Origin of the sequence: Cardiobacterium hominis, assembly GCF_900637305.1 — a bacterium.
In the GTDB taxonomy this organism is placed as follows: domain Bacteria; phylum Pseudomonadota; class Gammaproteobacteria; order Cardiobacteriales; family Cardiobacteriaceae; genus Cardiobacterium; species Cardiobacterium hominis.
Window position 1 is genome coordinate 1371521 of the sequence record NZ_LR134365.1, and the last position, 23957, is coordinate 1395477.

Below are 23957 nucleotides of genomic sequence, written 5' to 3' on the forward strand. Positions count from 1 at the left end.
ATGGGTACCCGCCCGCTGCGGGCTTCGCCCTGCGGGGGAGGGGGACTCAAATTGCAAACAGACTCTTAGAGCCTCACCTTTCCGCCATCCCATCACCGTACCCATCCCATGCCCTACCAACGCGACACCCTCTACGACACCCCGCAAGCCGTCGTCGATTTCCGCTTTGACGAACGCACCGCCGCCGTTTTCCCCGACATGATCCACCGCTCCGTGCCGGGTTACGCCACGCTCCTGCAACTCTTTGCCGTCATCGGTGCGGGATTCGTTCCGGAAGGCGGCCACGTCTATGACCTCGGCTGCGCCCTGGGCGGCGCCAGCATCGCCCTGCAACGCCACATCCCGCAGAGCGCGACCATCGACGCGGTAGACAACGCCGAAGCGATGACCCGTCGCCTCGCCGCTTACGTCGAAGGCGCGGGCATCCGCAACATCCGCGTCCAGCAAGCCGACATCACCGCACTCGACTACCGCCCGGCCGACCTCATCATCATGGCGTTCACCCTACAATTCATCCCGCCACAGGCACGCGACGCGCTGCTCACCCGCCTGCGCCAAACCCTGCGCCCCGGCGGCGCGTTGCTACTCGCCGAAAAAACCCGCCCGGATGACGACCGCCTGCGCCAGTGGCACGAAGGCTTCAAAGCCGCACAAGGTTACTCACAAATGGCGATTGCACAAAAACGCGAGTCGCTGGAAAACGTGATGCAAACCGACCGCGCCGCCACCATCGAAACCCGCCTGCAACAAGCGGGCTTTACCCGCATCGAACCCTGCTTTCGCGCCCTGCAATTTTGCGGCTGGGTAGCAAGCGTCTAAACCCATGCCCCACCTCGCCCCCGCCCTTGCCCAATGGCAACACGCCCTCGCCCTCAAACCCGCCCTCGCCACGCAAGACGACGCGGTGCGCGCTGCCCTTGCCCGCGCCACGCCGCACGGCCATTTTGCCGACTGGCTCGGCATCATCGCCGCGCTGCCGTCGCCCGTCGCCGCAAGCATCGACCTGCAAAGCGCCGCCGTGAGCGCGAGCGGCGACACCCCGCCCAATCTCGAAGCGGGGCTGCGTGCGCTGCAACCCTGGCGCAAAGGGCCGTTCACCCTCTACGGCGTCCACATCGACAGCGAATGGCGCAGCGACCTCAAATTCGCGCGCCTGCTCGCCGCCGGCGTGGACTTTTCCGGCAAACACGTGCTGGACGTTGGCTGCGGCAACGGCTACTACCTCTACCGCGCCCTCGGTGCGGGGGCAAAAATGGCGCTTGGCCTTGACCCCTCCTGGCATTACCTCGCGCAGTACCTCGCGCTGGAACGCCTCCTCGGCACGCAGCACTGCGCCTACCTGCCGCTGACGCTGGACGACTGCGCGCCAACCGGCTTTGACCTGACCCTCTCCATGGGCGTGCTGTATCACCGCCGCGACCCGCTACAGCACCTGGCGCAACTGCGCGACACCCTGCGCGACGGTGGCCAACTCATTCTGGAAACACTGGTGATTGATGGCGACGCACAAACCGTGCTGGTGCCGCCTGACCGCTACGCCGGCATGCGCAACGTCTGGTTTCTGCCGAGCGTCGCCGCGCTGCACCGCTGGCTGGCGCGCCTCGGCTTTGCCATTGCCTACAGTGGCGAAACGGTCGCGACAACGAGCGCCGAACAACGCGCGACCGACTGGATTGACCGCTACTCGCTCGCCGATTTCATGAACGCCGATTTCAGCGCGACCATAGAAAACCTGCCGCCACCGCAGCGCGTCATTATCATTGCGACGAAAGGGCGGGGATAAATTTATCTATCGGCATAGAAGACGTAAGTTTTATTCCTGCCCAATACGCTGAATTCGTGCGCGATTCTTCCGCTGTCAAACCTCGCACCGCATAAAAAACGGCTCATCATGAGCCGTTTTTTCTTGCGGATAGCGCTTACTCCAGCGCTGCCCTGGCCGCTTCGTGTCCCTGGGCGGCGGCTTTTTCAAACCAGACGCGGGCTTGCGCGGCATCAACGGGGATGCCCAGCCCTTCGCGGCACATCACGCCCAGTTGGTATTGGGCGTCGGCGTCGCCCGCGTTGGCGGCTTTTTCCCATTGTTGCCGCGCGGTTTCGTAGTATTGCCCGGCCTTGGTTTTGTCATGGGCGTCGTCGTAGAGGCGGCCGAGTTTGTAGGCGGCATCGGCATAGCCTTGCGCGGCGGCTTTTTCGTACCATTTTTTCGCTTCCATGAGGTTTTGCGCGGCGACGTAGTGCTGGCCGAGGCGGTATTGCGCGCTGGCGTCGCCGTGTTCGGCCTGGGTCCGGATTTTGGCGGCTTCCGGAGTCTGTGCGACGATGGCGGCAAGCACGCTGAGGGCAAAGTCGGGAATGGGCGGGGGCTCGCTGGGGTTAAGGGCCGGTGGCAATGGCGGCGGCGGGCGGCGCACCGGGCTGCGCGGTTCGGGTGGCGGCTCGCGCTGGCGCAGGTGCTGGCTCAGGATGGCTTCAAGGTTGGCCGGAGCGACGAAACCGGGGATGAGCGTGCCGTCTTCGAGGATGACCGACGGCGTGCTGGCGATGCCCATGCGCAGGCCGGTGGCGAAGTGGTCGCGGATGATGTTGGTGCAGTCGCCGCGTGAGTTGGGCAGCGGTTGGTCGGTTTCGGCGAGTAGCAAGGCGCTCAGGCGGTCGGGCGAACACCAGACTTGCGACATGCGCAGCGCGGCGACGGATTCGGGGCCGCTGCGCGGGAAGGCGAGGTAGCGGATGGCGATGCCGCGCTGGGTGTATTCGAGGATGTTTTGCTGCATGACGCGGCAATAGGGGCAATCAACGTCAATGAAGACGGTCACCTGGTACTGCGGCGCGTTCGGCATGACGCTGATCATGGTTTTCGGATCCAGCTGCGTCAGCGCCTTGACGCGCTCGGAGGCGCGGAAGGCTTCGGTGACGTTGTTTTGCGTTTGCAGGTCAATCATTTCGCCCTGCATGACGTAGCGGCCGTCGGCGCTGATGTAGAAGACTTCCGCCCCCTGCGCGAACTGGTACAGCCCGGGAATGGGCGATTCTTCTGCATTGCTCATCACGCGCGGGTCGAAAACCGATTTCGCCAGTTCCATGTTGGGCGAGGCGGCGTGCACGAGGGGAATCGCGGCGGTGAGCAGGCAGAGCAGGGGGCGCATAGGGGGCAGGTTATCCAGGGAAATATCAAATGTGTATCTTACCGACAACAACGCCGCCGTTTCATGACGATGCGGGGGTTATTACCGTAACGTCATGCGCGCGGATGGTGCGCGGCAAAGACTTTCGCCAGCCGCGCTTCGGCGACGTGCGTATAAATCTGCGTGGTGGAGAGATTGCTGTGGCCGAGCAGCATTTGCACCACGCGCAGGTCGGCGCCGTGATTGACGAGATGGGTCGCAAAGGCATGGCGCAGGGTGTGCGGCGAGACGGCGGTGCGAATGCCGACGGCAATCGCATAATCATGAATAAGCTTCCAGAAAGTGCGGCGGTTCATCGCCCCACCGCGCGCCGCGATGAACAGCACATCGCTCACCCGCCCCTCAAGCAGCAGCGGGCGCGCCTCGCGGCAATAACGTTCGACCATTTCCGCTGCCTGCTCGCCCATCGGCACGAGGCGCACCTTGTCGCCCTTGCCGCGTACGCGCAACACCGCTTCCTGCAGGAAAACCGCCGACAGCGGCAGCCCGACCAGCTCGCTCACCCGTAGCCCGCAGGCGTAGAGCAACTCCAGCATTGCCGCATCGCGCAGACCGGCGGGCGTTGCAAGATCCGGCGCGGCGAGCAGGCGCTCCACCTCCGCCTCGGACAAACTGCGCGGCAAAGGTTTCTCATGCCGCACCGCTTCCAAGAGTACCGTCGGGTCGTCCGCGCGCAAACGCTCCTCCACCATCCAGGCAAAAAAACGGCGCAACGACACCCGCATCCGCGCCAGGGACGACGCCTTGCGCTGCAAATCCAGCAACTGCGCCAGCACCGCCTGCACATCCGCCGCAGAAAAATCCGATAACGGCTTCGCGCACAGCCGCTCCGCCAACCGCAAATCACGGCGGTACGACGCCACTGACGCCTCCGCCAGCCCCGCTTCCAGCCACATCGCCTCACAAAAGCGCTCGATCACCACAAACCCCCGCTAAAATAGCCAGATGAAAAAACAGACCCTATATTACACCGCCCTGCTGCCGCTCATCGCCGCCACCCTTCTCGCCAGCGCCTGGTGGAGCCTGCACGACAACCGCGCCCTCATCCTGCGCGACCAGCCGCTCTTACAACTCAGCGAAGCACAAAAACAGGCCATCCGCGACCTCAAGGGCGACATCACCCTCGAAGCCTACGTGCGCAACAACCCGCGCCAGCGCCGGGGCTTTGCCGACCTCGTCGCGCCTTACAAACAACTGCAACCGCGGCTGCACCTCGAATTCATCAACCCCGACAGCGACCCGCTGCGCGTCCAAGAACGCGACATCACCCGCGAAGGCCAGCTCTACCTGACAGACGGCAGCCACGGCGAACGCATCGACATCGCCAGCCCGCAAAGCCTCGCCAGCGCGCTCCTGAACCTCGGCGAAACCACGGACAGCCAAATCCTGCACCTGCAAGGCCACGGCGAACGCGCCTGGCGGCAAGACAGCAGCGGCAATTGGCGCGCCGCTTACGAACGCATCCAAAACGCCAAAACCAGCCTCGGCGACCAAGACCAAAACCGCACGCGCGACATCCCGCGCAGCGTCAGCCTGCTCGTCATCGCCGACCCCGAAACCATCCCGCAAGACCACGGCAGCGCGCTGCAAACCTACCTCGCGCGCGGCGGCAACCTCCTCTACACCACCGACACCCGCCACCCCTACCTGCCGCCGTGGCTGGCGAGCCTCACCGGCCTGAAACTCGTGGAGGGCAGCATCGTCGATCCCGGCGCGAAAACCTACGGCCTGAACGACCCGCAAATGCTCATCATCGACACCCTGGGCGACGACCGCGTCAGCGACGGCATCAGCCAGGCGCCGCTCTTGCCGACTGCCGTTGCCATCGCCGCAGACCCCGAACACCCGCCGACCAGCGACTGGACGCGCACCGCCCTCCTCTGGACGAACAACCAAAGCTGGGCAGAACACACCCCGGACGCCGCCGCCCTCCTGCCCGATGCCAACGAGGCCAAAGGGCCGCTCGCGCTCGGCTGGCTGCTCGAACGGCAGTATCAGGACAAAGTGCAGCGCATCATCATCCTCGGCGACAGCGACATCTTCCAGGACAACTACCTCAACATCGGCGGCAACAGCACCCTCGTGCAGAACCTCTTTGCCCGCCTGCTGCCGGACAAGGCGCACGGCAACATCGCCCCGCCCGAACTCAAAGACCAATACCTCACCCTGCCCGAAGCCGAACAACTGCCGCTGGCGTTGACCCTCATCGTCGCTTTGCCGCTCATGCCGCCCGTTGTCGGCTTGCTGCTCGCCTGGCGTCGCAAACGGAAATATGGCTGAGTGCCCCCGCCCTGCACCCAAATTCACGTTCCCTTGGCGCCGCAGCCCTTGCCCGCCACACCGCCCTCATCGCATGAAAAACCGCTTTCTCCCCCTCGCCCTCATCCTCTGGAGCGGCCTGCTCGCCGCCTTCGCCACCCTCGACTACCGCCTCGACCACGCCGACCGCTTCCTTGACCCGGCTCGCGTGCAGCGCATCGCCATCACCCAAAAAGACAGCGCCATCACCCTCGAACGCAGCACAGAGGGCTGGCATGGCGACGGCAAGCCCATCCGCCCTGGCAGAGCCGAACAAATGCTGGACATCCTTGCGAGCTGCCACAGCCCGCAACCGCTCGCCGACCTCAAAGCGCCGCCCAACCCGCGACCGCTAACCCTCACCCTCGACGACAAACCCTACACCCTCGGCGGCTACAACACCTACCACCACGCGCACTACCTCGACGACGGCACAACCGTCTGGCTGTGCAGCGAAAACCTCAAAGCCATGCTCGCCCAACCGCCCGCCAGCTGGTATCCCGCCGCTGAAAACCCGTCATAAAAAAGCTGCAAACGCCATAGCACCGCCCCAACCATACAAAACCCTACCATGCCCGAACTCCCCGAAGTCGAAACCACCCGCCGCGGCATCGCACCGCATCTCGAAAACCACCGCATCCACAGCATCAGCGCGCACATCGCCAAACTGCGCCAACCGCTGGACACCGCGGAGCTGAACCGCATCAGCGGCCACACCCTCACCCGCATCGAGCGGCGCGGCAAACACCTCATCCTGCACAGCGACCAGCCAGAGCTCGCGCTACACATCCACCTCGGCATGAGCGGCGCGCTGCGCATCACCCCCGCCAGCAGCCCGCACAAAAAACACGACCACGTCGCCATCACCCTCGATAACGGCGACGAACTGCGCCTGCACGACCCGCGCCGCTTCGGCCACGTCGCCCTTATCGACCCGACCCGTCCGCCTGCAAGCCTTGCCAACCTCGGCGACGAACCGCTGGACGACAACTTCAACGGCGCCCGCCTCTACGCACAAACCCGCGGCAAAAAGAGCGCCATCAAAACCCACATCATGAACCAGCGCTACCTCACCGGCGTCGGCAACATCTACGCCACCGAAGCACTGTTTGCGAGTGCCATCCATCCGGCGCGCGCCGCCACAACACTCACCCGCGCCGACTGCGACCGCCTGGCGGAAGCCATCAAGACAGTATTACAAGCCGCCATCGCCCAGGGCGGCACCACCCTGCGCGACTTCACCCAACCGGACGGCACGCACGGCTACTTCGCACAAACCCTCAACGCCTACGGCAGAAGCGGCGAACCCTGCCCGCGCTGCCAGCGCCCGCTACAAAACATGACAATCGGCGGGCGCAGCACCGTTTACTGCGCACATTGCCAACACTGACGCTGCGACAAAATTCCGAAAAAACAAAACTTTTCCTTTACAACGCGCCGCGCTCGCGTACAATGCGCGCCCTTTGACGACATCGCCCGCGATCCGAAGCACGAGGCTTCACCTGATTGTTGCCGATGATTTGAAAATTCCGGCAACCCTCATCTTCGTAACCCCCCCAACGGCGCTGCGGTCGTCATGGTTTGCCATTCTCATTGCCCGACAACAGGACAACACATGCAAACCTTTAACGACCTTCACCTCCCCGAAGCCCTGCTCAAATCCATCGCTGACAGCGGCTACACCACCCCGACGCCCATCCAGGCACAAGCCATCCCGCTTGCCGTCGCCGGGCGCGACCTGCAACTCTCCGCACAGACCGGCAGCGGCAAAACCGCCGCCTTCGTCCTGCCCATCCTCACCCGCCTCATCGAAAGCGAACAAAAAGGCAAACGCCCGCGCGCGCTCATCCTCACCCCGACGCGCGAACTCGCCCTGCAAGTCCACGAACAAGTGCGCAAATACGGCAAAGAACTCAAATGGCTGTTCTCCGTACCGCTGGTCGGCGGCGCCCCCTACGGCGGACAAATCCGCGCCCTGAAAAAAGGCGTACAAATCATCATCGCCACGCCTGGCCGCCTGCTGGATCACATGCGCGACGAACGCATCGACTGCGGCGCGCTCGATATGCTCGTTTTGGACGAAGCCGACCGCATGCTCGACATGGGCTTTGCCGACGACATCAACGCCATCATCGAAGCGCTGCCCGAAACCCGCCAAACCATCATGTCATCCGCCACCTGGGACGGCGCGGTGGGCAAAATCGCGCGCCGCTACACCCGCGAGCCGGAGCGCATCGCCATCAAAGTCGAAAGCGCGCACATCGAAGAAAAAGTCTACTTCTGCGACAACGCCGAACACAAAAACCAAATCCTTGAGCACCTCGTTGCCGACCCGGAGATGGGACAGGCAATCATCTTTGCCGCCACCAAACGCGCCAGCGAAGAAATCGCCGACAGCCTGCGTGACAACGGCTTCCGCGCCCGCTACCTGCACGGCGACCTGCCGCAAGTCAAACGCAACCGCATCGTTGAAGACCTGCGCAAAGGCAAATGCGACATCCTGGTCGCAACCGACGTTGCCGCGCGTGGCATAGACGTACCCGCCATCAGCCACGTCATTAACTACGACCTGCCGCGTCAGGTCGAAGACTACGTGCACCGCATCGGCCGCAGCGGCCGCGCCGGACGCACCGGTACCGCCATCAACCTGTGCAGCCTTGCCGACCGCAGCCAGCTCTCCGCCATCACCCGTTACCTGGAGCGGAAAATCGAAGAACATCGCATCGCCGGGCTGGAGCCGAAAATCACCAGCAAGCCGAAAACCAAGCCGGGCAAAAAATTCCGTGGCGCGCCGGGCAAGAACTACGGCAACGGCAAACCGGGCGAGAAAAAATTTGACGGCAAACGCGGCGGCAAAAAACCGTTTTCCGACCGCAAAGGCGGCGACCGCAGTTACACCCGCAAAGGCAACCGGGTTTAACGATAGCCGCGTCACATAAAAAGCAACCCCGCTGCGGCGGGGTTCTTTATTATTTAGACGGAAGACCGTCGCCATACGAAAAAAGCCCCGCAACTCGCGGGGCTTTCCATTTAAATAAGACAAAAAAGAACCCGCTTTGCAGCGGGTTGAATGTTTTTTACAACAAGGAGATTGGCCTGCTCGAAGGGATTCGAACCCCCGACCTTTGCCTCCGGAGGGCAACGCTCTATCCAGCTGAGCTACGAGCAGTGTGGCGGCGCATTGTACTGGAAGCCCTGCACGCGGGCAAAGGCTTTTTCGCCTCAAAAACCGGCCTGATGTTCCAGTTTTTCCACCAGTGCGTCGTCAAGATGCAGCGCCTCGGCGAGTTCATGCAGATAGACGATTTCCTTGCGGTCAAGATCGCCACAAACGATGCGCGAGGCAAGATAAATTTCCGCCGCCAGCGCCGGATCATTGCCCACTTCGGCGGCAAGCGTTTGCGGCGTCGGCGGGTTGTGGATTTGCTGCTCCAGCCAGGCGCGCGCTTCGGCGTTTTCCGTGCCGATTTGCGCGAGAATGGCGCTGCTTTCGGCGGTATCAATGCGGCCGTCTGCCGCGGCGGCGGCAATCATCGCCTTGATGGTCAGCTCGCTCGCCTGTGCGGTTTGCGCCTGCGAGCGTTCTTCTGCCGGGATGAACTGCCCTTGTGCGGCGCTGGCAGGCGCGGCTTGCCCGCCCTGATAATTCTTCCAGGCGTTATAGGCGAGCGCGCCGAGGGCTGCCATGGAGCCCAGTTGCAGCGCGTTGCTGCCAAAGCCTTTTTTGCCCATCAGTAGCGACAACAGCCCGGTCGCGGCAACGCCGCCGCCAAAGCCTTTCAGCGTGTCGTTATTGATGTTGCCGAGAATATTGCCGAGTGTGCCGCCGCTTTTGCGCTGCTGCGTGATTTGCTGACCGCCGTTGAGTACCTGGTTTAGAATGCTGTTGAAGTCCATGCGAGGCTCCTGTGTGGGTAAATGGGCGGTCATCATGTCATGTTTGGGAGATTTTATGCAAACAGAACCGGTGGGACGGCGTTATGCGACCGCCTTCGCGCTAATCGTGTTTTTCCTGTTCGGCTTTCTTTTTTTCTATTTTTATCAACGCTACGAGCAGGACGCCTATCTGCCCAACCGTGACGCGACCGCGACTGCCGACGGTCTGGCGCTGAAAGCCTCTGCCGACGGCCATTTCCGCACCACCGGCACGATTAACGGCGAACCGGTAGTGTTCATGCTTGATACCGGTGCGACGGGCGTCGCCCTGAGCGAATCATTGGCGCGACGGTTGGGCGTGACGGGGCGCGGTTCGGGGCAGGTCAGCACCGCCAACGGCGTCACCCAAGCGCAACTGGCGCAGCTGGACGTGCTCGCCTTCGGCGGTTGGACATTTGAAGATGTACCCGCCTTCATCATGCCGCAGATGGACGACGAAGTGCTGCTCGGCATGCAGGTTTTGCGCCATTTCCGCTGGCACCAAGAAGCGGGGGTTTTACGGCTGCAACCCCCGGAATAGCAGGGCTGGCGCGTTTTCCACTTATCCACATTTTCTGTGTATAAGCGCCGGGGATAAATCCTTACCCCGCGTCCGGAAAACAGTTTTTTTCTTGCTTAAATTTTGCGCAGGGTTTGTGGCATGGCGGATACAACCCTTGCCGCGCATCGGGTCTTTGTAAAAGCACCATCTATTACGGGCGACGTATTTCTCCGGGAATCGTCGCCCGTTGCATTTTATATAGATGGTCATCATGAAAGCATAAAAGTCATATTCCCATGTAGATGGAATCGTAATGGGATGGCGATATAATGCGCATTCATTTTTTTCGACGATTCCCATGCACAAACCGCTCGCCTTTTTCATCGCGGCTTTTGCCGCTTGCGGCATTTCTGCTGCCGATCTTGAATTACCCGATCTGGGCAATCCGGAAAAACGCATCTTCATCGGCGACAAGGCGCGCAATATCGGGATGGGCGTCGAGGGACAACTGCGGCAGCGTGGCGAATTACTGGAACAGCCGGAAATCACCCAATACCTGCGCGAATTGGGTAACCGTCTTGCCGCCTATGCGCCCGCGCCGTCCGGTTATCATTTCTTCGTGATTGATTCACCCGCGATCAATGCCTTTGCCACCAGCGGCGGCTATATCGGCATCAATAGCGGCCTGATTGCCATGACCGATAACGAAGACCAACTCGCCGGCGTCATTGCGCATGAAATCGGCCACGTCAATCAATCACATATTGCCCGCTCCATTGCCAATGCGGAAAAATACGGCTGGATGCAGGCGATTAGTTTACTGGCGGGCATTGCCGTTTCCGTTGCGGCAGACAGTGCCAGCGGCGCCCAGGCGACCATTGCCGGAACGCAGGCCTATATTCAGGAAAAGAAACTGGAATACTCGCGCGCGCATGAACAGCAGGCCGATGATGTCGCGGTCAAAGTGTTGCAGAAAGCGGGTTATGATGCGACGCAAATGGCGACCTTTTTCGAAAAACTGATGATTAACGGCAGCCATCCGCCGGAATTTCTCATGACCCACCCTTTGCCGGAAAACCGCGCCGACCGTCAGCGCAGCAAAGCACAAAAACATACCGCCGCACGCAATCCGCTCGATTATCAATTGGCGAAAACGGCGATTCAACGTTACAGCCGCCATAAACTGCGCGATTATCGCCCTGATAACGCCTTCGCCGAGCAATACCGGCAAGTGCTGGAAGCGCAGCGCCGCAATGACCAAGCCGTATTGCCCACCATGCTCGCCGCCTTGCCGCCAGAAAAACATCCGTTATTCGCCCGCTTGCATGGAGAACAGGCATTATTAAATGGCGATCCGGTGCAGGCGGAAGCCGTATTGGAAAATGCATGGAAACGCTGGAAAAACAATGAAAATCTGATTATGCCCTATGCGCGCACGCTTATCGCCAATGGCAAAGCCGCCGAGGCGGAGAAACTGTTGCAGGGACAAATTGCGCGCGATCCGGGAGCGGTGCAATATTATGATCTCTATGGGGATTTATTGGAAAGGCAACGCCGCCGCGGCGAGCAACTTTTGCTTACCGCCAAATATTATGCGCTGATTGGCGACTATAAACTGGCAGCCGAACAAGTCGGGCGCGCACTAAAAGACCCGACGCTCCCTGCCAATGAAAGACAAAAAGCACGCACATTGCAAAAGCGCTATGAACTTTTGCAGGAACAGGACGAAAAATAGGCTTTACATTTCTTTTCGCCTCGCTATAATTGCCCCGTCTTTTAAAAAAAACCGAGGAACCAAAATGAGTCTTGAAGATCTCTTTAACCAAGTTGATAACCTGAACAATGACGACTTTGAAGCATTGATCAATCATGTGGACAAGCAAAAGAAACGCCGCGCCCGCGATATTCTGGCTGAAGCCCAACGCCAGGCTTCCCGCTTTATCAGTAGTGCTGAAGGCGGCAAACCTGCCACCCAACGTACCGCTATGCCGCCGCGTTATCGTAACCCGCACAATCACAGCCAAACCTGGAGTGGCATGGGTCGCCAACCGCAATGGTTCAAAGAGAACCTTGAGCACGGCATGAGCGAACACGACATGCTAATCTAAGTTTGCGACTTGCAAGGAAAGGCACGAAATCTCGTGCCTTTTTTATTACCCCGAAAGGAGCATAAAAATGAGCGATACCATCTTCCACAAAATTCTTGCCGGTGAAATTCCCTGCGCCAAAATTTATGAAGACGAACACCTTTTTGCCTTCATGGATGCCTTCCCGCAAAGTAAAGGGCATAGCCTGATTATCCCGAAAAACTTTGCCCCCGATCTTCTCACTGCCCATCCTGAATCGCTGCAACATATCATCGTCTTTAGCCAAAAACTGGCGCGGGCGCAGAAAAAAGCGCTGGCTGCCGATGGCATCAAAGTCGTGCAATACAATGGTGCAGCCGCCGGGCAAACCGTCTTCTATTACCATATGCACCTTATCCCGGTCTGGGAAGGCAAAACGCTCGGCGCACATGCGCAAGGCCCTGCCGATATAAATGAATTACGCGAAACCGCAGCGGCGATCGCCGCCGCCTTATAAATAAAGGAGGAAACATGAGCGCAGAAATCATTGATGGCAAAGCCTTTGCCGCAAAAATTCGCGCCGAAGTCGCGCAAGAATGTGCCGCGTTTCGTGCGCAAACCGGCGTGCAACCCGGATTGGCGGTCGTTCTCGTTGGCAATGATGCGGCGAGTGAAGTCTATGTGCGCAACAAAGGTATTCAGGCGAAAGAAGCGGGCTTTAACAGTCTCGAATACCGCCTGCCCGCAGAAACCACCCAAAGCGAATTGCTCGCCCAGGTCGCAGCGCTCAATGCCGACCCGCAGGTGCATGGCATCCTGGTGCAACTGCCCTTGCCCGCGCACCTCGACGCCGATGCGGTATTAAACGCCATTGCGCCGGACAAAGACGTGGACGGCTTCCACCCGGTGAACGTCGGCCGCCTGTGGACGGGCAACCCCGTTTCCATCCCCTGTACGCCGCTCGGCTGCGCGCTCATCCTGAAAGACCGCCTCGGCGACCTTTCCGGCAAACGTGCCATCGTCATCGGCCGCTCCAACATCGTCGGCAAGCCGATGGCGGCGCTCCTGCTCGCGGCAAACGCCACCGTTACCATCGCCCATTCGCGCACCGCCGACCTTGCTGCGCGCTGCCGCGAAGCCGATATCGTCATCGCTGCCGTCGGCAAGCCCGAGCTGGTGCGTGGCGACTGGCTCAAAGCGGGCGCGACCGTGCTGGACGTTGGCATCAACCGTATTGCCGAGGGCGAGAAAACCCGCCTCGTTGGCGACGTGCATTTTGCGAGCGCCGTGGCAGTCGCCGGTGCCATCACCCCCGTCCCCGGCGGTATCGGCCCGATGACCATTGCCTGCCTGCTGCGCAACACGTTGGCATGCGCGAAAGCGTTGCACGGCACGCACGATTAACCGACAATAGCCGCCGTTTTAACCCCTTCAGGAGACTGAAATGAGTCAAGAAATCGGCTTCTTCTACGGCAGCACCACCGGCATGACCGAAGACGTCGCCTACCGCATCGAAGCCTGCATCAAAGAAAAGTTCGGCCTGGAAATTGTGCCGATCAACATCATCGACCTCGACGACCCGAACGACATGTTCCTCTACAAGCGCATCATCCTCGGCATGCCGACCTGGAACTACGGCGAATACCAGGACGACTGGGAGCTTGTCGTCGATAAAATCGCCAGTGCCAACCTCCAGGGCACGGTGATTGCGATGTTCGGCCTGGGCGACCAAATCGGCTACCCCGAATACTATCTGGATGCGATGGGCATGCTTGCCGAACAACTGGGCGCACAAGGCGCGACCTTTGTCGGTGAATGGCCGAGCGCCGATTACAAATTCGCCTCGTCCAAGGCGCTCAAGGCAAACGGCAACTTCATCGGCCTCGCGCTGGACGAAGACAGCCAGCCGGAAAAAACACAAGAGCGGCTGGAAGCGTGGGTTGCGCAAGTCATCCCGCTGCTGCTCGCCTGACGACCCCATGCCCGCCACGCGCGGGCATTTTCAATACTGCGCTAACCACCGGAGACCCCATGAAAATCTACCGCTTCCTCACTGGCCCGGACGACAGCAGCTTCTGCCGCCGCATCACCGAAGCCCTGCAAAACGGCTGGGAACTTTACGGTGACCCACAACTGACCGGCGACGCGAACGGGCGCTACTGCGGCCAGGCCGTCGTCAAGGAAATCGGCGACAGCTACGACCCCGCCAAACCGCTTGGGGACTACTGATGAGTGCTGCCTGGGAAGCGATGCGCAGCGGCGCGCCGCACCAGCCCTATGATCACGACCTCAAAGCGCGGCGCGTGCGTTGCCGCGCGCTGCTCTGGCGCTATAACACGCAAATCCCGCCCGGCGACAGCGCCGCGCAACAGGCGCTACTTGCCGAACTTTTCGGCGAACTGCCGGAAGGCATCCACATCACCCCGCCGTTTCACTGCGACTACGGCCGCGGCATCCGCTTTGGCCGCCATTTCTATGCCAACAGCGGCTGTACCATCCTGGATGGCGGCGCGGTTCACATTGGCGACCACGTCCTGTTCGCGCCGAACGTCGCGCTCTACACCGTCGGCCATCCGCTGCATCCCGCACTGCGCCGCGCGGGCTGGGAGCAAACCGCGCCGATTACCATCGAAGACGACGTCTGGCTCGGCGGCGGCGTCATCGTCCTGCCCGGCGTGACCATCGGCGCGGGCAGCGTCATTGGTGCGGGCAGCGTCGTTACTAAAAATATCCCGCCGCACAGCCTCGCTGTCGGCAATCCCTGCCGCGTATTGCGCGCCATCACCGACGCTTACCGCGAGCAATACGCCGCCTGGAATATCCGCGCCGAATAAAATCCATAAAGGAGTCACTCATGAAAAAGTATCTTCTACTCGCATTGGCACTCTCTGCCGGCGCCTTCGCCGCGCCCAAAGAAAGCCCGGCGCAAATCGTGCAGAAACTCTATGACGCCTATCAGCAACCCAGCGTGCAAGAAAATACGGCTCTATTTGAAGACTACGCCAGCGCAGAACTAAAAGCGCTCCTTGCCAAAGACGAGCAGCTGGCGGGCGATGAAATCGGCTGCCTCGACTACGACTTTGTTATTCAGGGACAGGATTATGATGCGGAAAGCATCAAAAAAACCCTGAAAATAAAAGCGCTGGATAAAGAAAGTGTAGAAGCTAAATTTACCAATTTTGATCCGACGACGGTCATCTATAAATTCGCCTGTACGGAAAACCAATGCGAAATTACAGACCTGCTCGAAGAAGACCAGGAAACGCACAAGCCCAAATCCTTCAAAGAAGGCCTTGCCAACTGTTTGGTGGATTTGGAAAAAAGCGCGAGCGCCAAATAACACCTTGCTATCCCGCGGGCATCGCCCGCTTTTTCATCGCCATGCCGCACGACATCCCCCGCTTCTGGCGCCGCCGCACACTCCTCAGCTACCTGCTGCTGCCGCTGGCGGCGCTCTTTGCCCTCATCACCGCCTGCCGCCGCGCGCTTTACCGTGCGGGCATACTGCGCGCCTACCGTGCGCCCGTTCCCGTCCTCATCGTCGGCAACATCAGCGTCGGCGGCAATGGCAAAACGCCGCTGGTGCAGGCGCTCGCCCGTGCCTTGCAGCAAGAGGGCGTTGCCGTCGGCATCATCAGCCGCGGTTACGGGGGCAGGGCGGTTGCGGCGACCGACGTTGCCGCCTGCCCGGATGCCGCCATCGTCGGCGACGAGCCGCTGCTTCTCTGGCAAAGCACCGGCGCACCGGTGGTGATCGCCCGCAAACGCGCGCAGGCGGCGGCGAAGCTGCTGCGCGATTACCCCGCCACCCGCCTCATTCTCGCCGACGACGGCCTGCAACACTACGCGCTCGCCCGCGATGCGGAAATCGCGGTTATCGCCGCCGATTTTGGCCTTGGCAACGGCTTTCTCATGCCCGCAGGCCCCCTGCGCGAAAGTGCCTCCCGCCTGCAAAGTGTGGATGCGGTGGTAGGCAGCGGGGCAGGGCAGGGCAGGGCGGACGGCTACGTTCTCCAGTACACCAGCGACGGCGTGCGACCGCTCAATGGCGGCGCGCTGCGGCCACTCGCCAGCCTCGCCGCAGCGCCGCTCTATGCGCTGACCGCCATCGCTCGCCCCGAACGCTTCTTTGACAGCCTGCGCGCGCAGGGCGCAATGCTCACCGCGACGCACAGTCTGCCCGACCACGCCGCCATTCCCGCCGATGCCGCTGCGTTTGCGGGCGACGGCAACCTCCTCATCAGCGAAAAAGACGCAGTGAAAACCGCCGCCTGGCCGGAGGCGCTCAAGGCGCGCACCTACGTCGTCGATTACCGCGCGCTGCTGCCGCCGGAACTCTTGCCCGCGTTGCGGCGCAAATTGGGGGTATAGATGCGGTTTACTGCGCGCGCGGCACATGGCACAAGATGCAGCCAAACGCCTGCTGTTGCACAATAGCGCCTCCTTCCGGCCAGACCCGTCCCATGCCCCTCAACCAACCGCTCTCCGCCATCTCCAGCCACGGCGACAAAACCGCCGAACTCCTCGCCCGCTGCGGCGTGGAAACCCTGCGCGATTTACTCACCCACCTGCCGCTGCGCTACGAAGACCGCTCGCACATCACCCCCATCGCCGCCCTGCGCGACGGCGCCACCGTACAAATCCACGGCGAAGTGCTGCACGCCGACCTCATCCAGCGGCGCAAGCGGATGCTGCACGTTACCCTGCGCGACGCCGCCGGCGATTACTGCAAACTCGTGTACTTCAACTTCTACCCCAGCCAGCAAAAAGCCTTCGCCCCCGGACGGCGCGGCCTCTTTTACGGCAAGGCGGTGTGGACGATGCAGGGCTACCAAATCCACCACCCCGAAGTGCAATGGCTGGCAGACGGCGAAACGCCGCACCTCTCCGCGCAACTCCATCCGGTCTATCCCACCGTCAAAGGCCTGGGGCAGACGCGCTGGCACGACCTCATCCGCCGCGCCCTCGCCCACGCCCTGCCGCAACTGCCCGCAGACGACCCGCTCACCGCAATGGGTTATTGCCCGCTGCCCGCCGCGCTCACCACCCTGCACCAGCCGGACGAAAGCACCGCGCCCGATGCGCTACTTGAGCGCAACCATCCGGCGCGCCGCCGCCTCATCATCGAAGAACTCATCGCGCACCAACTCTCCATCCAGAACGCCCGCCAGCGTCTGCGCGAACAGCGTGCCACCGCGCTACCCGCCGAACCGCCGCTGCTACGCGAGTTTCGCGCCGCTTTGCCCTATACGCTGACCGCCGCACAAAGCCGCGTCTGTGCGGAAATCGCCGCCGATCTCGCGCAAGCGACGCCGATGCTGCGCCTGGTGCAAGGCGACGTCGGCAGCGGCAAAACCGTGGTTGCGCTCTCGGCCTGCCTGCAAGCCATCGCCGCCGGACAACAGGCGGTGTTCATGGTGCCGACCGAACTGCTCGCCGAACAGCACGCCGCCAACATCCGCCGCCTGCTCGGCGCGCTGCCGGTGCGCGTTGCCGTCCTCACCAGCAAAATGCCCGCCGCCGACAAACGCGCCTGCCTGCAAGCCATTGCCGACGGCAGCGCCGACCTCATCATCGGCACGCATGCCGTCTTTCAAGAACAAGTCCGCTACGCCCGCCTCGCCCTCGTCGTCATCGACGAACAGCACCGCTTCGGCGTGCACCAGCGCCTGCAATTACAAGACAAAACCGCGCCCGGTGTCAGCGTGCACCAACTCGTCCTGACCGCTACCCCCATCCCGAGAACGCTGGCGATGAGCCACTACGGCGAGCTCGACTGCTCCATCATCGACGCCCTGCCCGCCGGGCGCCAGCCCATCCAGACCAGCGTCGTCTCCAACCAAAAACGCGATGCCGTCATCGCCCGCGTCGGCGAAAACTGCCGCGCCGGGCGGCAAGCCTACTGGGTCTGCCCGCTCATCGAAGAATCCGACACCCTCGAATGCGAAAACGCCGAAGCAACCGCCGCACAACTGCAAATGATGCTGCCGGACATCCGCGTCGCCCTGCTGCATGGCCGCATGAATAACGACCAGCGGCAGGCGACGATGAGCGCCTTCGTCGCCGGCGAGGCACAACTGCTGGTCGCCACCACCGTCATCGAAGTCGGCGTGGACGTCGCCAACGCCACCCTGATGATAATAGAGAACGCCGAACGCTTTGGCCTGGCGCAACTGCACCAACTGCGCGGCCGCGTTGGCCGGGGCAGCGCCCAATCCTACTGCCTGCTGATGTACCAGCCGCCGCTGGGCGAGACCGCACAACGCCGCCTGCGCATCATGCGCGAAACCACCGACGGCTTCCGCATCGCCGAAGAAGACCTCGCCATCCGTGGTGCGGGCGAACTGCTCGGCACACGGCAGACCGGCGAAGCCAGCTTCCGCGTTGCCCGCCTGCCGCGCGACGGCGACCTGCTCGCGGAAACCGAACGCCTCACCCGCACCCTGCGCGCAGAACATCCCGACTACTGCGCCGTCCTGCTCGCACGCTGGACGGCCTCGCGCGAAAAATACCTCAATGCTTGAACCGTATCCGCGCAGGTTGGGTTAGGCGCTTGCGTCGTAACCCAACAAAGCGAGTGCAAGCTGGGGAAGAACCACCGCCAGCCGCTATAATCCCCGCTTCTCTCAACCCACCCGGAGCCCCCATGAACATCCTCCTCATCAACGGCGGCAAAGCCTACGGCCCGTCGCAAGGCCGCCTCAACCACAGCCTGCACACCCACGCGCGCGACACCCTCGCCGCCCTCGGCCATCACATCCAGGAAACCCACATCGACGACGGCTACGACGTCCCCGCCGAAATCGAAAAATTCCTGTGGATGGACGCCGTCATCTGGCAAATGCCCGGCTGGTGGATGGGCGAGCCGTGGATCGTCAAAGAATACATCGACCACGTCTTCTCCCTCGGCGCGGGCAAACTGTTTGCGAGCGACGGCCGCCACAGCGCCACCCCGACCGAAGGCTACGGCACCGGCGGCCTGCTGCACGGCAAGCACCACATGCTCTCGCTCACCTGGAACGCGCCGATCGAAGCCTTCACCCGCCCCGGCGACTTCTTCGACGGCGCCGGCGTGGACGCCGTTTACCTCCACTTCCACAAGGCCAACGAATTTCTCGGCATGAAGCCACTGCCGACATATATCTGCAACGACGTCGTGAAAAACCCGCAAATCGCGCGCTTCCTCGCCGACTACACCACGCATTTACAGCGCCTTTTCCCCGCCTGAACGTGCGACAATGCCGCGACGCCCAAACCGGAAACCAGCCATGCAGCAAAACCGCCTTATCGCCCTCATCACCACCCTCGCACTCAGCGCCTGCGGCGGTAACGACGTCAGCCTTTCCCTGAGCGGCCCCGGCATCAACATCAACACCCAGCACTACGGCAGCCGCAGCCCGAACCGCCCCGGCTTCACCCCGAACCCAAACAGCCAGAACAACAACCGCGCCACCCCGCCTGCCGCCAACTGGCGCCGCCTAAACGGCATGGTCGCCACCACCGCACGCACCGACGGCGACAACATCCAGCGCTACTTCCCGGACACGAGCGGCTGTCGCGACTGCGCCGCCATCCCCAGCGCTGACCGCAGCAGCCCCTATTACCTGAACGGCGGCAACGGCACATACCGCGACACCACCCCCGGCGGCGGCCAAATCCTCTACCGCAACCTCTCCTACGCCAGCTTCGGCAGCTACCACGCGCCCGGCGACCGCTACCGCCATTTCCACGTCCTCCAGCCGACGCCCTACGCCGCCGTGCCGACCAGCGGCAGCGCGCACTACGCGGGCGCGGTCATCTACCGCGATGCCGAAGACGGCCGTATCGCCCTTGACGTCGATTTCGCCAGCCGCGCCGTCGGCGGCAGCGTCAGCGGCCTCTCTGCGGTCGGCGGCCAGCCGCTCGACATCAGCGCCAACCTCGCTGGCAACAGCATCAGCGGCAACCTGCACTACCGCGAGCGCAGCCAGGAAAACCTCGTGCCGTACAGCGGCGGCATCCTGGACGCCACCCTCTCCGGCCCGCGCGCCGAGCACATCATCGGCCAATTCAGCCTGCCTGCCGCCAAAGCCGTGCGCCAGTACCCGGAAAACACCGCCGTCTTCGGCGCAGACAAACAATAGGAAACCATCATGAGTACCTACCAAGACACCCTCGCCCGCCTGCAAGCGCAGATGCAAAACCACAGCGAGATGGCGCTCGAACGTCTGGCGCGCAAAATCATCATCGCGCTGGAAGCACAAATGAAAGACGAAGAAATCGCGCAAGAACTCACCATCGAACAGCCGCATTACCGCAACCTGCGCCGCCTCATACAAGAGCGCGACTGGAACGACCGCCGCATCGGCGCCGAACTCGACATGCTCGACCAAGTCGCGCAAGCGCTTGGCGACGACTACCCCGGCGATACCGCGCAGAACAACCTGAGCTTCACCTGCGCGCTGGACTACTGGCGCGAACTACAAAACCACGCCGATGCCGCGACCGTCGCCGCCATTGCCGGACTGTACCTCGATAACGCCGACCACGCCGCTTTCGGCGCCGACGGCGCGCCGGACGAAGCCACCTGGGCGAACGCGCCGGGCATCGCCAGCGCCATCCGCCAACTGGAAGAGTGGATTCAAAACGCCTGAACGACCGGATGACCCCTTTCGCCCACCGCCTCGCCGCCTGGCAAGCCCGCCACGGCCGCAACCACCTGCCTTGGCAAAGCGACGACCCCTACCGCGTCTGGCTCTCGGAAATCATGCTGCAACAAACGCAGGTGGCGACCGTGCTGCAATACTACCCGCGCTTCCTCGCCCGCTTTCCGGACGTCGCCAGCCTTGCCGCCGCCGCTGATGACGACGTGCTGGCGCTGTGGTCAGGCCTTGGCTACTACAGCCGCGCGCGCAACCTGCACCACGCAGCCAGGCAAATCATGGGAGAACACGGCGGGCAGTTTCCGCGCGACCGCGCCGGACTGGAAACACTGAAAGGCGTCGGCCGCAGCACCGCCGCCGCCATCGCCGTCTTCGCCTACGGACAAAAAGAAGCCATCCTCGACGGCAACGTCAAACGCCTGCTTGCCCGCCATGCCGGCATTTACGGCGCGACCGACCAACCGGCGACGCTCGCCGCCCTCTGGCACGAGGCCGAAGCGCGCCTGCCGGACGACCCCGCCACCCTGCGCCGCTACACCCAAGGCCTGATGGATCTTGGCAACAGCATCTGCACCCGCAGTCGCCCGCACTGCGACGCATGCCCGGTCGCCGCCGACTGCTACGCCTACCGCCGCGACGAAACCGCCGCCCTGCCGGAAAAGCGCGCGAAAAAAACCAACCCCGAAAAACACACGGTAATGCTGCTCGCCCGCTGCGGCGACCGCCTGCACCTCTACCGCCGCCCCGACCACGGCATTTGGCGCGGCCTGTGGTCTTTGCCCGAATACGACACGCTCGCCGCAGCCGATGCCGCCGCACAAGCGCTCGGCACAGTTAGCGCCCGCGAAACACTGCCGACCATCACCCACAAATTCACCCACTACACCCTGCACATCGCGCCGCTCGCGGTTCGCATCGCGGCACCCGTAAGTCCCGCCGACTGGCTAGCGCAGGAACAGGCGCTGGCAAAAGGCCTGCCCGCACCGGTGCGCCGCCTGATTGAAAAATTGCGCGCCGCCGCATGACTTTCTTGCCTCGCACGTGCTACGCTTTCCTCGCCGCGTCCCGCGGATTTTTTCTTAACAATGGAGCAAACCATGCTTTCTGAAAACATCGTCAAACACCTCAATGCGCAAATGAATGCCGAGTTCTATTCCTCCAACGTCTATCTGCAAATGTCAGCCTGGGCGGACAATAAAGGATTCCCCGGCGCGGCGAAATTCCTCAAGGCGCACGCGGCCGAAGAAATGGAGCATATGCAGCGCCTCTTTACCTATCTGTGCGAGACGGGCGCGATGCCGCATATTGGCGCGATTGCCGCCCCGAAAACGGAATACGCCAGCCTGAAAGAACTCTTTGAAGAAGTCTATGCCCACGAAAAAGAGATAACCAGCAAAATCAACAAGCTGGTCGAGGAAACCTTCAAGGAAAAAGACTATTCTTCCTTCAATTTCCTGCAATGGTATGTCGCCGAGCAGCATGAAGAAGAACACCTCTTTACTTCCATTCTCGACAAATTCAATCTCGCCGGAAATTCCGGTATCAGCCTTTATCATATTGACGAAGATTTGGGCAAAATGGCGGATGCGACCAATTAAGCCATTTGCCGGATATAAAAAGCCGCCCCGAAGGGCGGTTTTTTATGGGTCTTTATGACGATTTTTCTTTTTCTGCTTTTGCCCGCTCTTCCCAGAAGGTCGCGTTTTTGATGCCGAGCGCCTGCGGGTCGAAGGTGTAAACCGCGGCATTTTCCTTTTGCTGGCGCTCGTAGTCGCGCAGGGCGCGGATGGTCGGCCGGCCGGCGGCAAAGAAGATGATGACGAGGCCGACGATGTTTAGCCAGGCGTTGAGGCCGACGCCGATGTCGCCCAGTTTCCAGATGTAGCCCGCGCTGCCGATTGCGCCGTAGGTGACGGCAAGCATCGCGCTCAGTTTGACGATGAGGGTTACGTCGCGTTTCCAGCCAAATTTGCGAGCGAGGTAGAGGATGTTGGTCTCGGCGATGTAGTAGTAGGCGAGGATAGTGGTGAAGGCGAAGAAGAAGGTGGCGATGCCGACCAGCACCGGGCCGCTCTTGCCGAAGACGCTCGCCATCGCGTACTGGGTGAAGGCGGTGGTGCCGGGGTCGGCGTTGATGACCGCGCCGCTCGCGTCTTTCAGGTGGGTGACGAGGTATTGCGTGGCGTCCCCGGCGAAGGTCTGGTCGGCGACGATGTTGTACTGCTGTGTCATCAGGATGATGAGCGCGGTCGCGGTACAGACGAAGAGGGTGTCGATATAGACGGAAAACGCCTGCACCAGCCCCTGCTGCACCGGATGCTCAACTGCCGCAGCGGCAGCGGCGTGCGCGCCCGTGCCTTGTCCGGCTTCGTTGGAATAAATGCCACGTTTGACGCCCATGCCGATGGCCGCGCCGAGACCGGCGGTGGGGCTGAAGGCATCGCTGACGATGAGCGCGAGCAGCTCCGGTACGCGGTTGATATTGATGAAGACGATGATCATCGCCAGCACGATGTAGGCCAGCGCCATGAACGGCACCACCACCTGCGCGAAATTGGCGATGCGGCGGATGCCGCCGAAGATGATGAAGGCGAGCAGCACCAGCACGCAGGCGGTAGCGATGAGGCGGTGCGAGCCGACCGCACCGGCGATGCCGGTCGTTACCGCCTGCCCCTCGCCGAAGACTTGCACCACGGCGCTGGCAACGCCGTTCGCCTGCGGGCCAATCAGAAAGAGACCGCAGGAAAACGTCGCGGCGACGGCAAAGAGGATGCCGTACCAGCGCCATCCGAGGCAGCGCTCAAAATAATAGGCGGGGCCGCCGAGATACATCCCCGATTCCTTGTCGTGCATCTTGTAAATCTGGCCGAGGGTGGATTCCACATAGGCGGTGCTGGCGCCGAGGAAGGCAACGACCCACATCCAGAACACCGCGCCGGGCCCGCCGAAACCAATCGCCGCGGCGACCCCGGCGATGTTGCCGATGCCGACGCGGCCGGAGAGCGACACCGACAAGGCCTGAAACGAGGAAATACCGTGTTCGGACGAATCATCCGAGCGAAAGAGCAGGCGGCACATTTCGGCGAAGTGGCGCACCTGGGCGAAGCGTGTCATCACTGAAAAAAACAGCCCGACGCCGAGGCAAAGCCAGATGAACGACGGGTTCCAAATCACATCATTGAGCCAGAGGACGGCGGCCTCAATCACACTTTTTTCTTGCGGCATGACTATCTCCAGTAATTATGAGGGAACGTCAATGTACAACGCGGCGCGCAGGGCTGTCAGCAAAAAAACGCAAGGAAGGGTCGGGAAGTGGCGCGGTCGGCGGGGCAAATCCGCGCGAATA

General features: G+C 61.9%; 25 protein-coding genes, 1 tRNA gene and 1 pseudogene. 22 read left to right on the top strand and 5 right to left on the bottom strand.

The features are described from left to right. Positions 1-108 precede the first annotated feature (108 nt). Both cmoA and cmoB read left to right on the top strand, forming a co-directional pair. Positions 109-819, top strand: a complete 711-nt coding sequence (gene cmoA / locus EL199_RS06740) for a carboxy-S-adenosyl-L-methionine synthase CmoA (protein ID WP_004139964.1) — start codon at positions 109-111, stop codon at positions 817-819. A 4-nt stretch (positions 820-823) separates the two neighbouring features. Next, positions 824-1783 (top strand): tRNA 5-methoxyuridine(34)/uridine 5-oxyacetic acid(34) synthase CmoB, encoded by a 960-nt coding sequence (gene cmoB, locus EL199_RS06745; RefSeq protein WP_004139966.1) that lies wholly within the window; start codon positions 824-826, stop codon positions 1781-1783. Between the two features lie 136 nt (positions 1784-1919). On the opposite strand, the gene EL199_RS06750 is transcribed toward cmoB, so the two are convergent. Further along, complete coding sequence (locus EL199_RS06750) at positions 1920-3149, bottom strand: disulfide isomerase DsbC N-terminal domain-containing protein (RefSeq protein ID WP_004139967.1); 1230 nt, start codon at positions 3147-3149, stop codon at positions 1920-1922. Positions 3150-3241: 92 nt separating this feature from the next. Next, positions 3242-4111 carry a site-specific tyrosine recombinase XerD gene (gene xerD / locus EL199_RS06755; RefSeq protein ID WP_004139968.1) on the bottom strand — a complete coding sequence of 290 codons (870 nt, stop codon included), beginning with the start codon at positions 4109-4111 and terminating at the stop codon, positions 3242-3244. 22 nt (positions 4112-4133) lie between these two features. Here xerD and EL199_RS06760 point away from each other — a divergent pair, with 22 nt between their 5' ends. The 4 genes and pseudogenes from EL199_RS06760 to EL199_RS06775 all read left to right on the top strand — a co-directional run. Further along, on the top strand, positions 4134-5468 hold the full coding sequence (locus EL199_RS06760; protein WP_040354570.1) for a Gldg family protein: 1335 nt from the start codon (positions 4134-4136) through the stop codon (positions 5466-5468). Positions 5469-5541: 73 nt separating this feature from the next. Continuing rightward, the gene (locus EL199_RS06765) at positions 5542-6009 is read left to right on the top strand and encodes a hypothetical protein (protein ID WP_004139969.1); all 468 of its coding nucleotides are present in this window, start codon (positions 5542-5544) and stop codon (positions 6007-6009) included. Positions 6010-6057: 48 nt separating this feature from the next. Continuing rightward, positions 6058-6876 (top strand): bifunctional DNA-formamidopyrimidine glycosylase/DNA-(apurinic or apyrimidinic site) lyase, encoded by an 819-nt coding sequence (gene mutM / locus EL199_RS06770; protein WP_004139970.1) that lies wholly within the window; start codon positions 6058-6060, stop codon positions 6874-6876. A gap of 186 nt (positions 6877-7062) precedes the next feature. Beyond that, positions 7063-8400 (top strand): annotated as a pseudogene (locus tag EL199_RS06775) (DEAD/DEAH box helicase); the annotation flags it as partial. 178 nt (positions 8401-8578) lie between these two features. Here EL199_RS06775 and EL199_RS06780 read toward each other — a convergent pair. Both EL199_RS06780 and EL199_RS06785 read right to left on the bottom strand, forming a co-directional pair. Continuing rightward, a tRNA-Arg gene (locus tag EL199_RS06780) sits at positions 8579-8655 on the bottom strand. A 53-nt stretch (positions 8656-8708) separates the two neighbouring features. Further along, on the bottom strand, positions 8709-9383 hold the full coding sequence (locus tag EL199_RS06785) for a tellurite resistance TerB family protein (protein WP_040354576.1): 675 nt from the start codon (positions 9381-9383) through the stop codon (positions 8709-8711). A gap of 55 nt (positions 9384-9438) precedes the next feature. On the opposite strand from EL199_RS06785, the gene EL199_RS06790 reads away from it, so the two are divergent. From EL199_RS06790 to ftnA, 16 genes are all read left to right on the top strand, one after another. Continuing rightward, on the top strand, positions 9439-9942 hold the full coding sequence (locus EL199_RS06790) for a retropepsin-like aspartic protease family protein (protein ID WP_050768044.1): 504 nt from the start codon (positions 9439-9441) through the stop codon (positions 9940-9942). Between the two features lie 319 nt (positions 9943-10261). Continuing rightward, positions 10262-11638, top strand: a complete 1377-nt coding sequence (locus tag EL199_RS06795) for a M48 family metalloprotease (protein WP_004139974.1) — start codon at positions 10262-10264, stop codon at positions 11636-11638. A 64-nt stretch (positions 11639-11702) separates the two neighbouring features. Next, positions 11703-12011 carry an H-NS histone family protein gene (locus EL199_RS06800; protein ID WP_004139975.1) on the top strand — a complete coding sequence of 103 codons (309 nt, stop codon included), beginning with the start codon at positions 11703-11705 and terminating at the stop codon, positions 12009-12011. A 67-nt stretch (positions 12012-12078) separates the two neighbouring features. Continuing rightward, positions 12079-12486 (top strand): HIT family protein, encoded by a 408-nt coding sequence (locus EL199_RS06805; protein WP_004139977.1) that lies wholly within the window; start codon positions 12079-12081, stop codon positions 12484-12486. Positions 12487-12500: 14 nt separating this feature from the next. After that, complete coding sequence (gene folD, locus EL199_RS06810) at positions 12501-13373, top strand: bifunctional methylenetetrahydrofolate dehydrogenase/methenyltetrahydrofolate cyclohydrolase FolD (protein ID WP_004139978.1); 873 nt, start codon at positions 12501-12503, stop codon at positions 13371-13373. A 40-nt stretch (positions 13374-13413) separates the two neighbouring features. Next, positions 13414-13941: a flavodoxin gene (locus tag EL199_RS06815; RefSeq protein ID WP_004139979.1), complete on the top strand. Its 528-nt coding sequence runs from the start codon at positions 13414-13416 to the stop codon at positions 13939-13941. Between the two features lie 59 nt (positions 13942-14000). Next, positions 14001-14198 (top strand): DUF1737 domain-containing protein, encoded by a 198-nt coding sequence (locus EL199_RS06820; RefSeq protein ID WP_004139980.1) that lies wholly within the window; start codon positions 14001-14003, stop codon positions 14196-14198. Next, the gene (locus EL199_RS06825; protein ID WP_004139981.1) at positions 14198-14803 is read left to right on the top strand and encodes a sugar O-acetyltransferase; all 606 of its coding nucleotides are present in this window, start codon (positions 14198-14200) and stop codon (positions 14801-14803) included. The genes EL199_RS06820 and EL199_RS06825 overlap by 1 nt, the downstream gene beginning before the upstream one ends. A gap of 20 nt (positions 14804-14823) precedes the next feature. After that, entirely contained in the window at positions 14824-15309 is a 486-nt protein-coding gene (locus EL199_RS06830) for a DUF3828 domain-containing protein (RefSeq protein WP_004139982.1), read from the top strand. Positions 15310-15350: 41 nt separating this feature from the next. Beyond that, positions 15351-16340, top strand: a complete 990-nt coding sequence (lpxK, locus tag EL199_RS06835; protein ID WP_004139983.1) for a tetraacyldisaccharide 4'-kinase — start codon at positions 15351-15353, stop codon at positions 16338-16340. Positions 16341-16375: 35 nt separating this feature from the next. Next, entirely contained in the window at positions 16376-18493 is a 2118-nt protein-coding gene (gene recG, locus EL199_RS06840; protein WP_081447801.1) for an ATP-dependent DNA helicase RecG, read from the top strand. Positions 18494-18615: 122 nt separating this feature from the next. Further along, positions 18616-19197: an NAD(P)H-dependent oxidoreductase gene (locus tag EL199_RS06845; protein WP_004139985.1), complete on the top strand. Its 582-nt coding sequence runs from the start codon at positions 18616-18618 to the stop codon at positions 19195-19197. A gap of 40 nt (positions 19198-19237) precedes the next feature. Then, entirely contained in the window at positions 19238-20092 is an 855-nt protein-coding gene (locus tag EL199_RS06850) for a factor H binding protein domain-containing protein (RefSeq protein ID WP_004139986.1), read from the top strand. Positions 20093-20101: 9 nt separating this feature from the next. Then, positions 20102-20602: a hypothetical protein gene (locus EL199_RS06855; RefSeq protein ID WP_004139987.1), complete on the top strand. Its 501-nt coding sequence runs from the start codon at positions 20102-20104 to the stop codon at positions 20600-20602. A gap of 8 nt (positions 20603-20610) precedes the next feature. Continuing rightward, positions 20611-21636 carry an A/G-specific adenine glycosylase gene (gene mutY / locus EL199_RS06860; protein WP_004139988.1) on the top strand — a complete coding sequence of 342 codons (1026 nt, stop codon included), beginning with the start codon at positions 20611-20613 and terminating at the stop codon, positions 21634-21636. 72 nt (positions 21637-21708) lie between these two features. Further along, positions 21709-22209, top strand: coding sequence for a non-heme ferritin (ftnA, locus tag EL199_RS06865; RefSeq protein ID WP_040354581.1), 501 nt, complete (start codon positions 21709-21711; stop codon positions 22207-22209). Between the two features lie 52 nt (positions 22210-22261). On the opposite strand, the gene EL199_RS06870 is transcribed toward ftnA, so the two are convergent. Then, the gene (locus tag EL199_RS06870) at positions 22262-23836 is read right to left on the bottom strand and encodes an alanine/glycine:cation symporter family protein (protein ID WP_004139990.1); all 1575 of its coding nucleotides are present in this window, start codon (positions 23834-23836) and stop codon (positions 22262-22264) included. Between the last annotated feature and the right edge of the window lie 121 nt (positions 23837-23957).

Excerpts from the sequence above, each read along its gene's own strand:
- EL199_RS06800 (WP_004139975.1), top strand. The coding sequence starts at position 11,703 with ATGAGTCTTGAAGATCTCTTTAACCAAGTTGATAACCTGAACAATGAC.
- EL199_RS06790 (WP_050768044.1), top strand. The coding sequence starts at position 9,439 with ATGCAAACAGAACCGGTGGGACGGCGTTATGCGACCGCCTTCGCGCTA.
- EL199_RS06870 (WP_004139990.1), bottom strand. The coding sequence starts at position 23,836 with ATGCCGCAAGAAAAAAGTGTGATTGAGGCCGCCGTCCTCTGGCTCAAT.
- EL199_RS06785 (WP_040354576.1), bottom strand. The coding sequence starts at position 9,383 with ATGGACTTCAACAGCATTCTAAACCAGGTACTCAACGGCGGTCAGCAA.
- EL199_RS06855 (WP_004139987.1), top strand. The coding sequence starts at position 20,102 with ATGAGTACCTACCAAGACACCCTCGCCCGCCTGCAAGCGCAGATGCAA.
- EL199_RS06830 (WP_004139982.1), top strand. The coding sequence starts at position 14,824 with ATGAAAAAGTATCTTCTACTCGCATTGGCACTCTCTGCCGGCGCCTTC.
- EL199_RS06760 (WP_040354570.1), top strand. The coding sequence starts at position 4,134 with ATGAAAAAACAGACCCTATATTACACCGCCCTGCTGCCGCTCATCGCC.
- mutM (WP_004139970.1), top strand. The coding sequence starts at position 6,058 with ATGCCCGAACTCCCCGAAGTCGAAACCACCCGCCGCGGCATCGCACCG.
- EL199_RS06845 (WP_004139985.1), top strand. The coding sequence starts at position 18,616 with ATGAACATCCTCCTCATCAACGGCGGCAAAGCCTACGGCCCGTCGCAA.
- EL199_RS06765 (WP_004139969.1), top strand. The coding sequence starts at position 5,542 with ATGAAAAACCGCTTTCTCCCCCTCGCCCTCATCCTCTGGAGCGGCCTG.
- mutY (WP_004139988.1), top strand. The coding sequence starts at position 20,611 with ATGACCCCTTTCGCCCACCGCCTCGCCGCCTGGCAAGCCCGCCACGGC.
- folD (WP_004139978.1), top strand. The coding sequence starts at position 12,501 with ATGAGCGCAGAAATCATTGATGGCAAAGCCTTTGCCGCAAAAATTCGC.
- cmoA (WP_004139964.1), top strand. The coding sequence starts at position 109 with ATGCCCTACCAACGCGACACCCTCTACGACACCCCGCAAGCCGTCGTC.
- EL199_RS06815 (WP_004139979.1), top strand. The coding sequence starts at position 13,414 with ATGAGTCAAGAAATCGGCTTCTTCTACGGCAGCACCACCGGCATGACC.
- cmoB (WP_004139966.1), top strand. The coding sequence starts at position 824 with ATGCCCCACCTCGCCCCCGCCCTTGCCCAATGGCAACACGCCCTCGCC.
- EL199_RS06795 (WP_004139974.1), top strand. The coding sequence starts at position 10,262 with ATGCACAAACCGCTCGCCTTTTTCATCGCGGCTTTTGCCGCTTGCGGC.
- lpxK (WP_004139983.1), top strand. The coding sequence starts at position 15,351 with ATGCCGCACGACATCCCCCGCTTCTGGCGCCGCCGCACACTCCTCAGC.
- recG (WP_081447801.1), top strand. The coding sequence starts at position 16,376 with ATGCAGCCAAACGCCTGCTGTTGCACAATAGCGCCTCCTTCCGGCCAG.
- EL199_RS06825 (WP_004139981.1), top strand. The coding sequence starts at position 14,198 with ATGAGTGCTGCCTGGGAAGCGATGCGCAGCGGCGCGCCGCACCAGCCC.
- EL199_RS06750 (WP_004139967.1), bottom strand. The coding sequence starts at position 3,149 with ATGCGCCCCCTGCTCTGCCTGCTCACCGCCGCGATTCCCCTCGTGCAC.
- EL199_RS06850 (WP_004139986.1), top strand. The coding sequence starts at position 19,238 with ATGCAGCAAAACCGCCTTATCGCCCTCATCACCACCCTCGCACTCAGC.
- EL199_RS06820 (WP_004139980.1), top strand. The coding sequence starts at position 14,001 with ATGAAAATCTACCGCTTCCTCACTGGCCCGGACGACAGCAGCTTCTGC.
- ftnA (WP_040354581.1), top strand. The coding sequence starts at position 21,709 with ATGCTTTCTGAAAACATCGTCAAACACCTCAATGCGCAAATGAATGCC.
- EL199_RS06805 (WP_004139977.1), top strand. The coding sequence starts at position 12,079 with ATGAGCGATACCATCTTCCACAAAATTCTTGCCGGTGAAATTCCCTGC.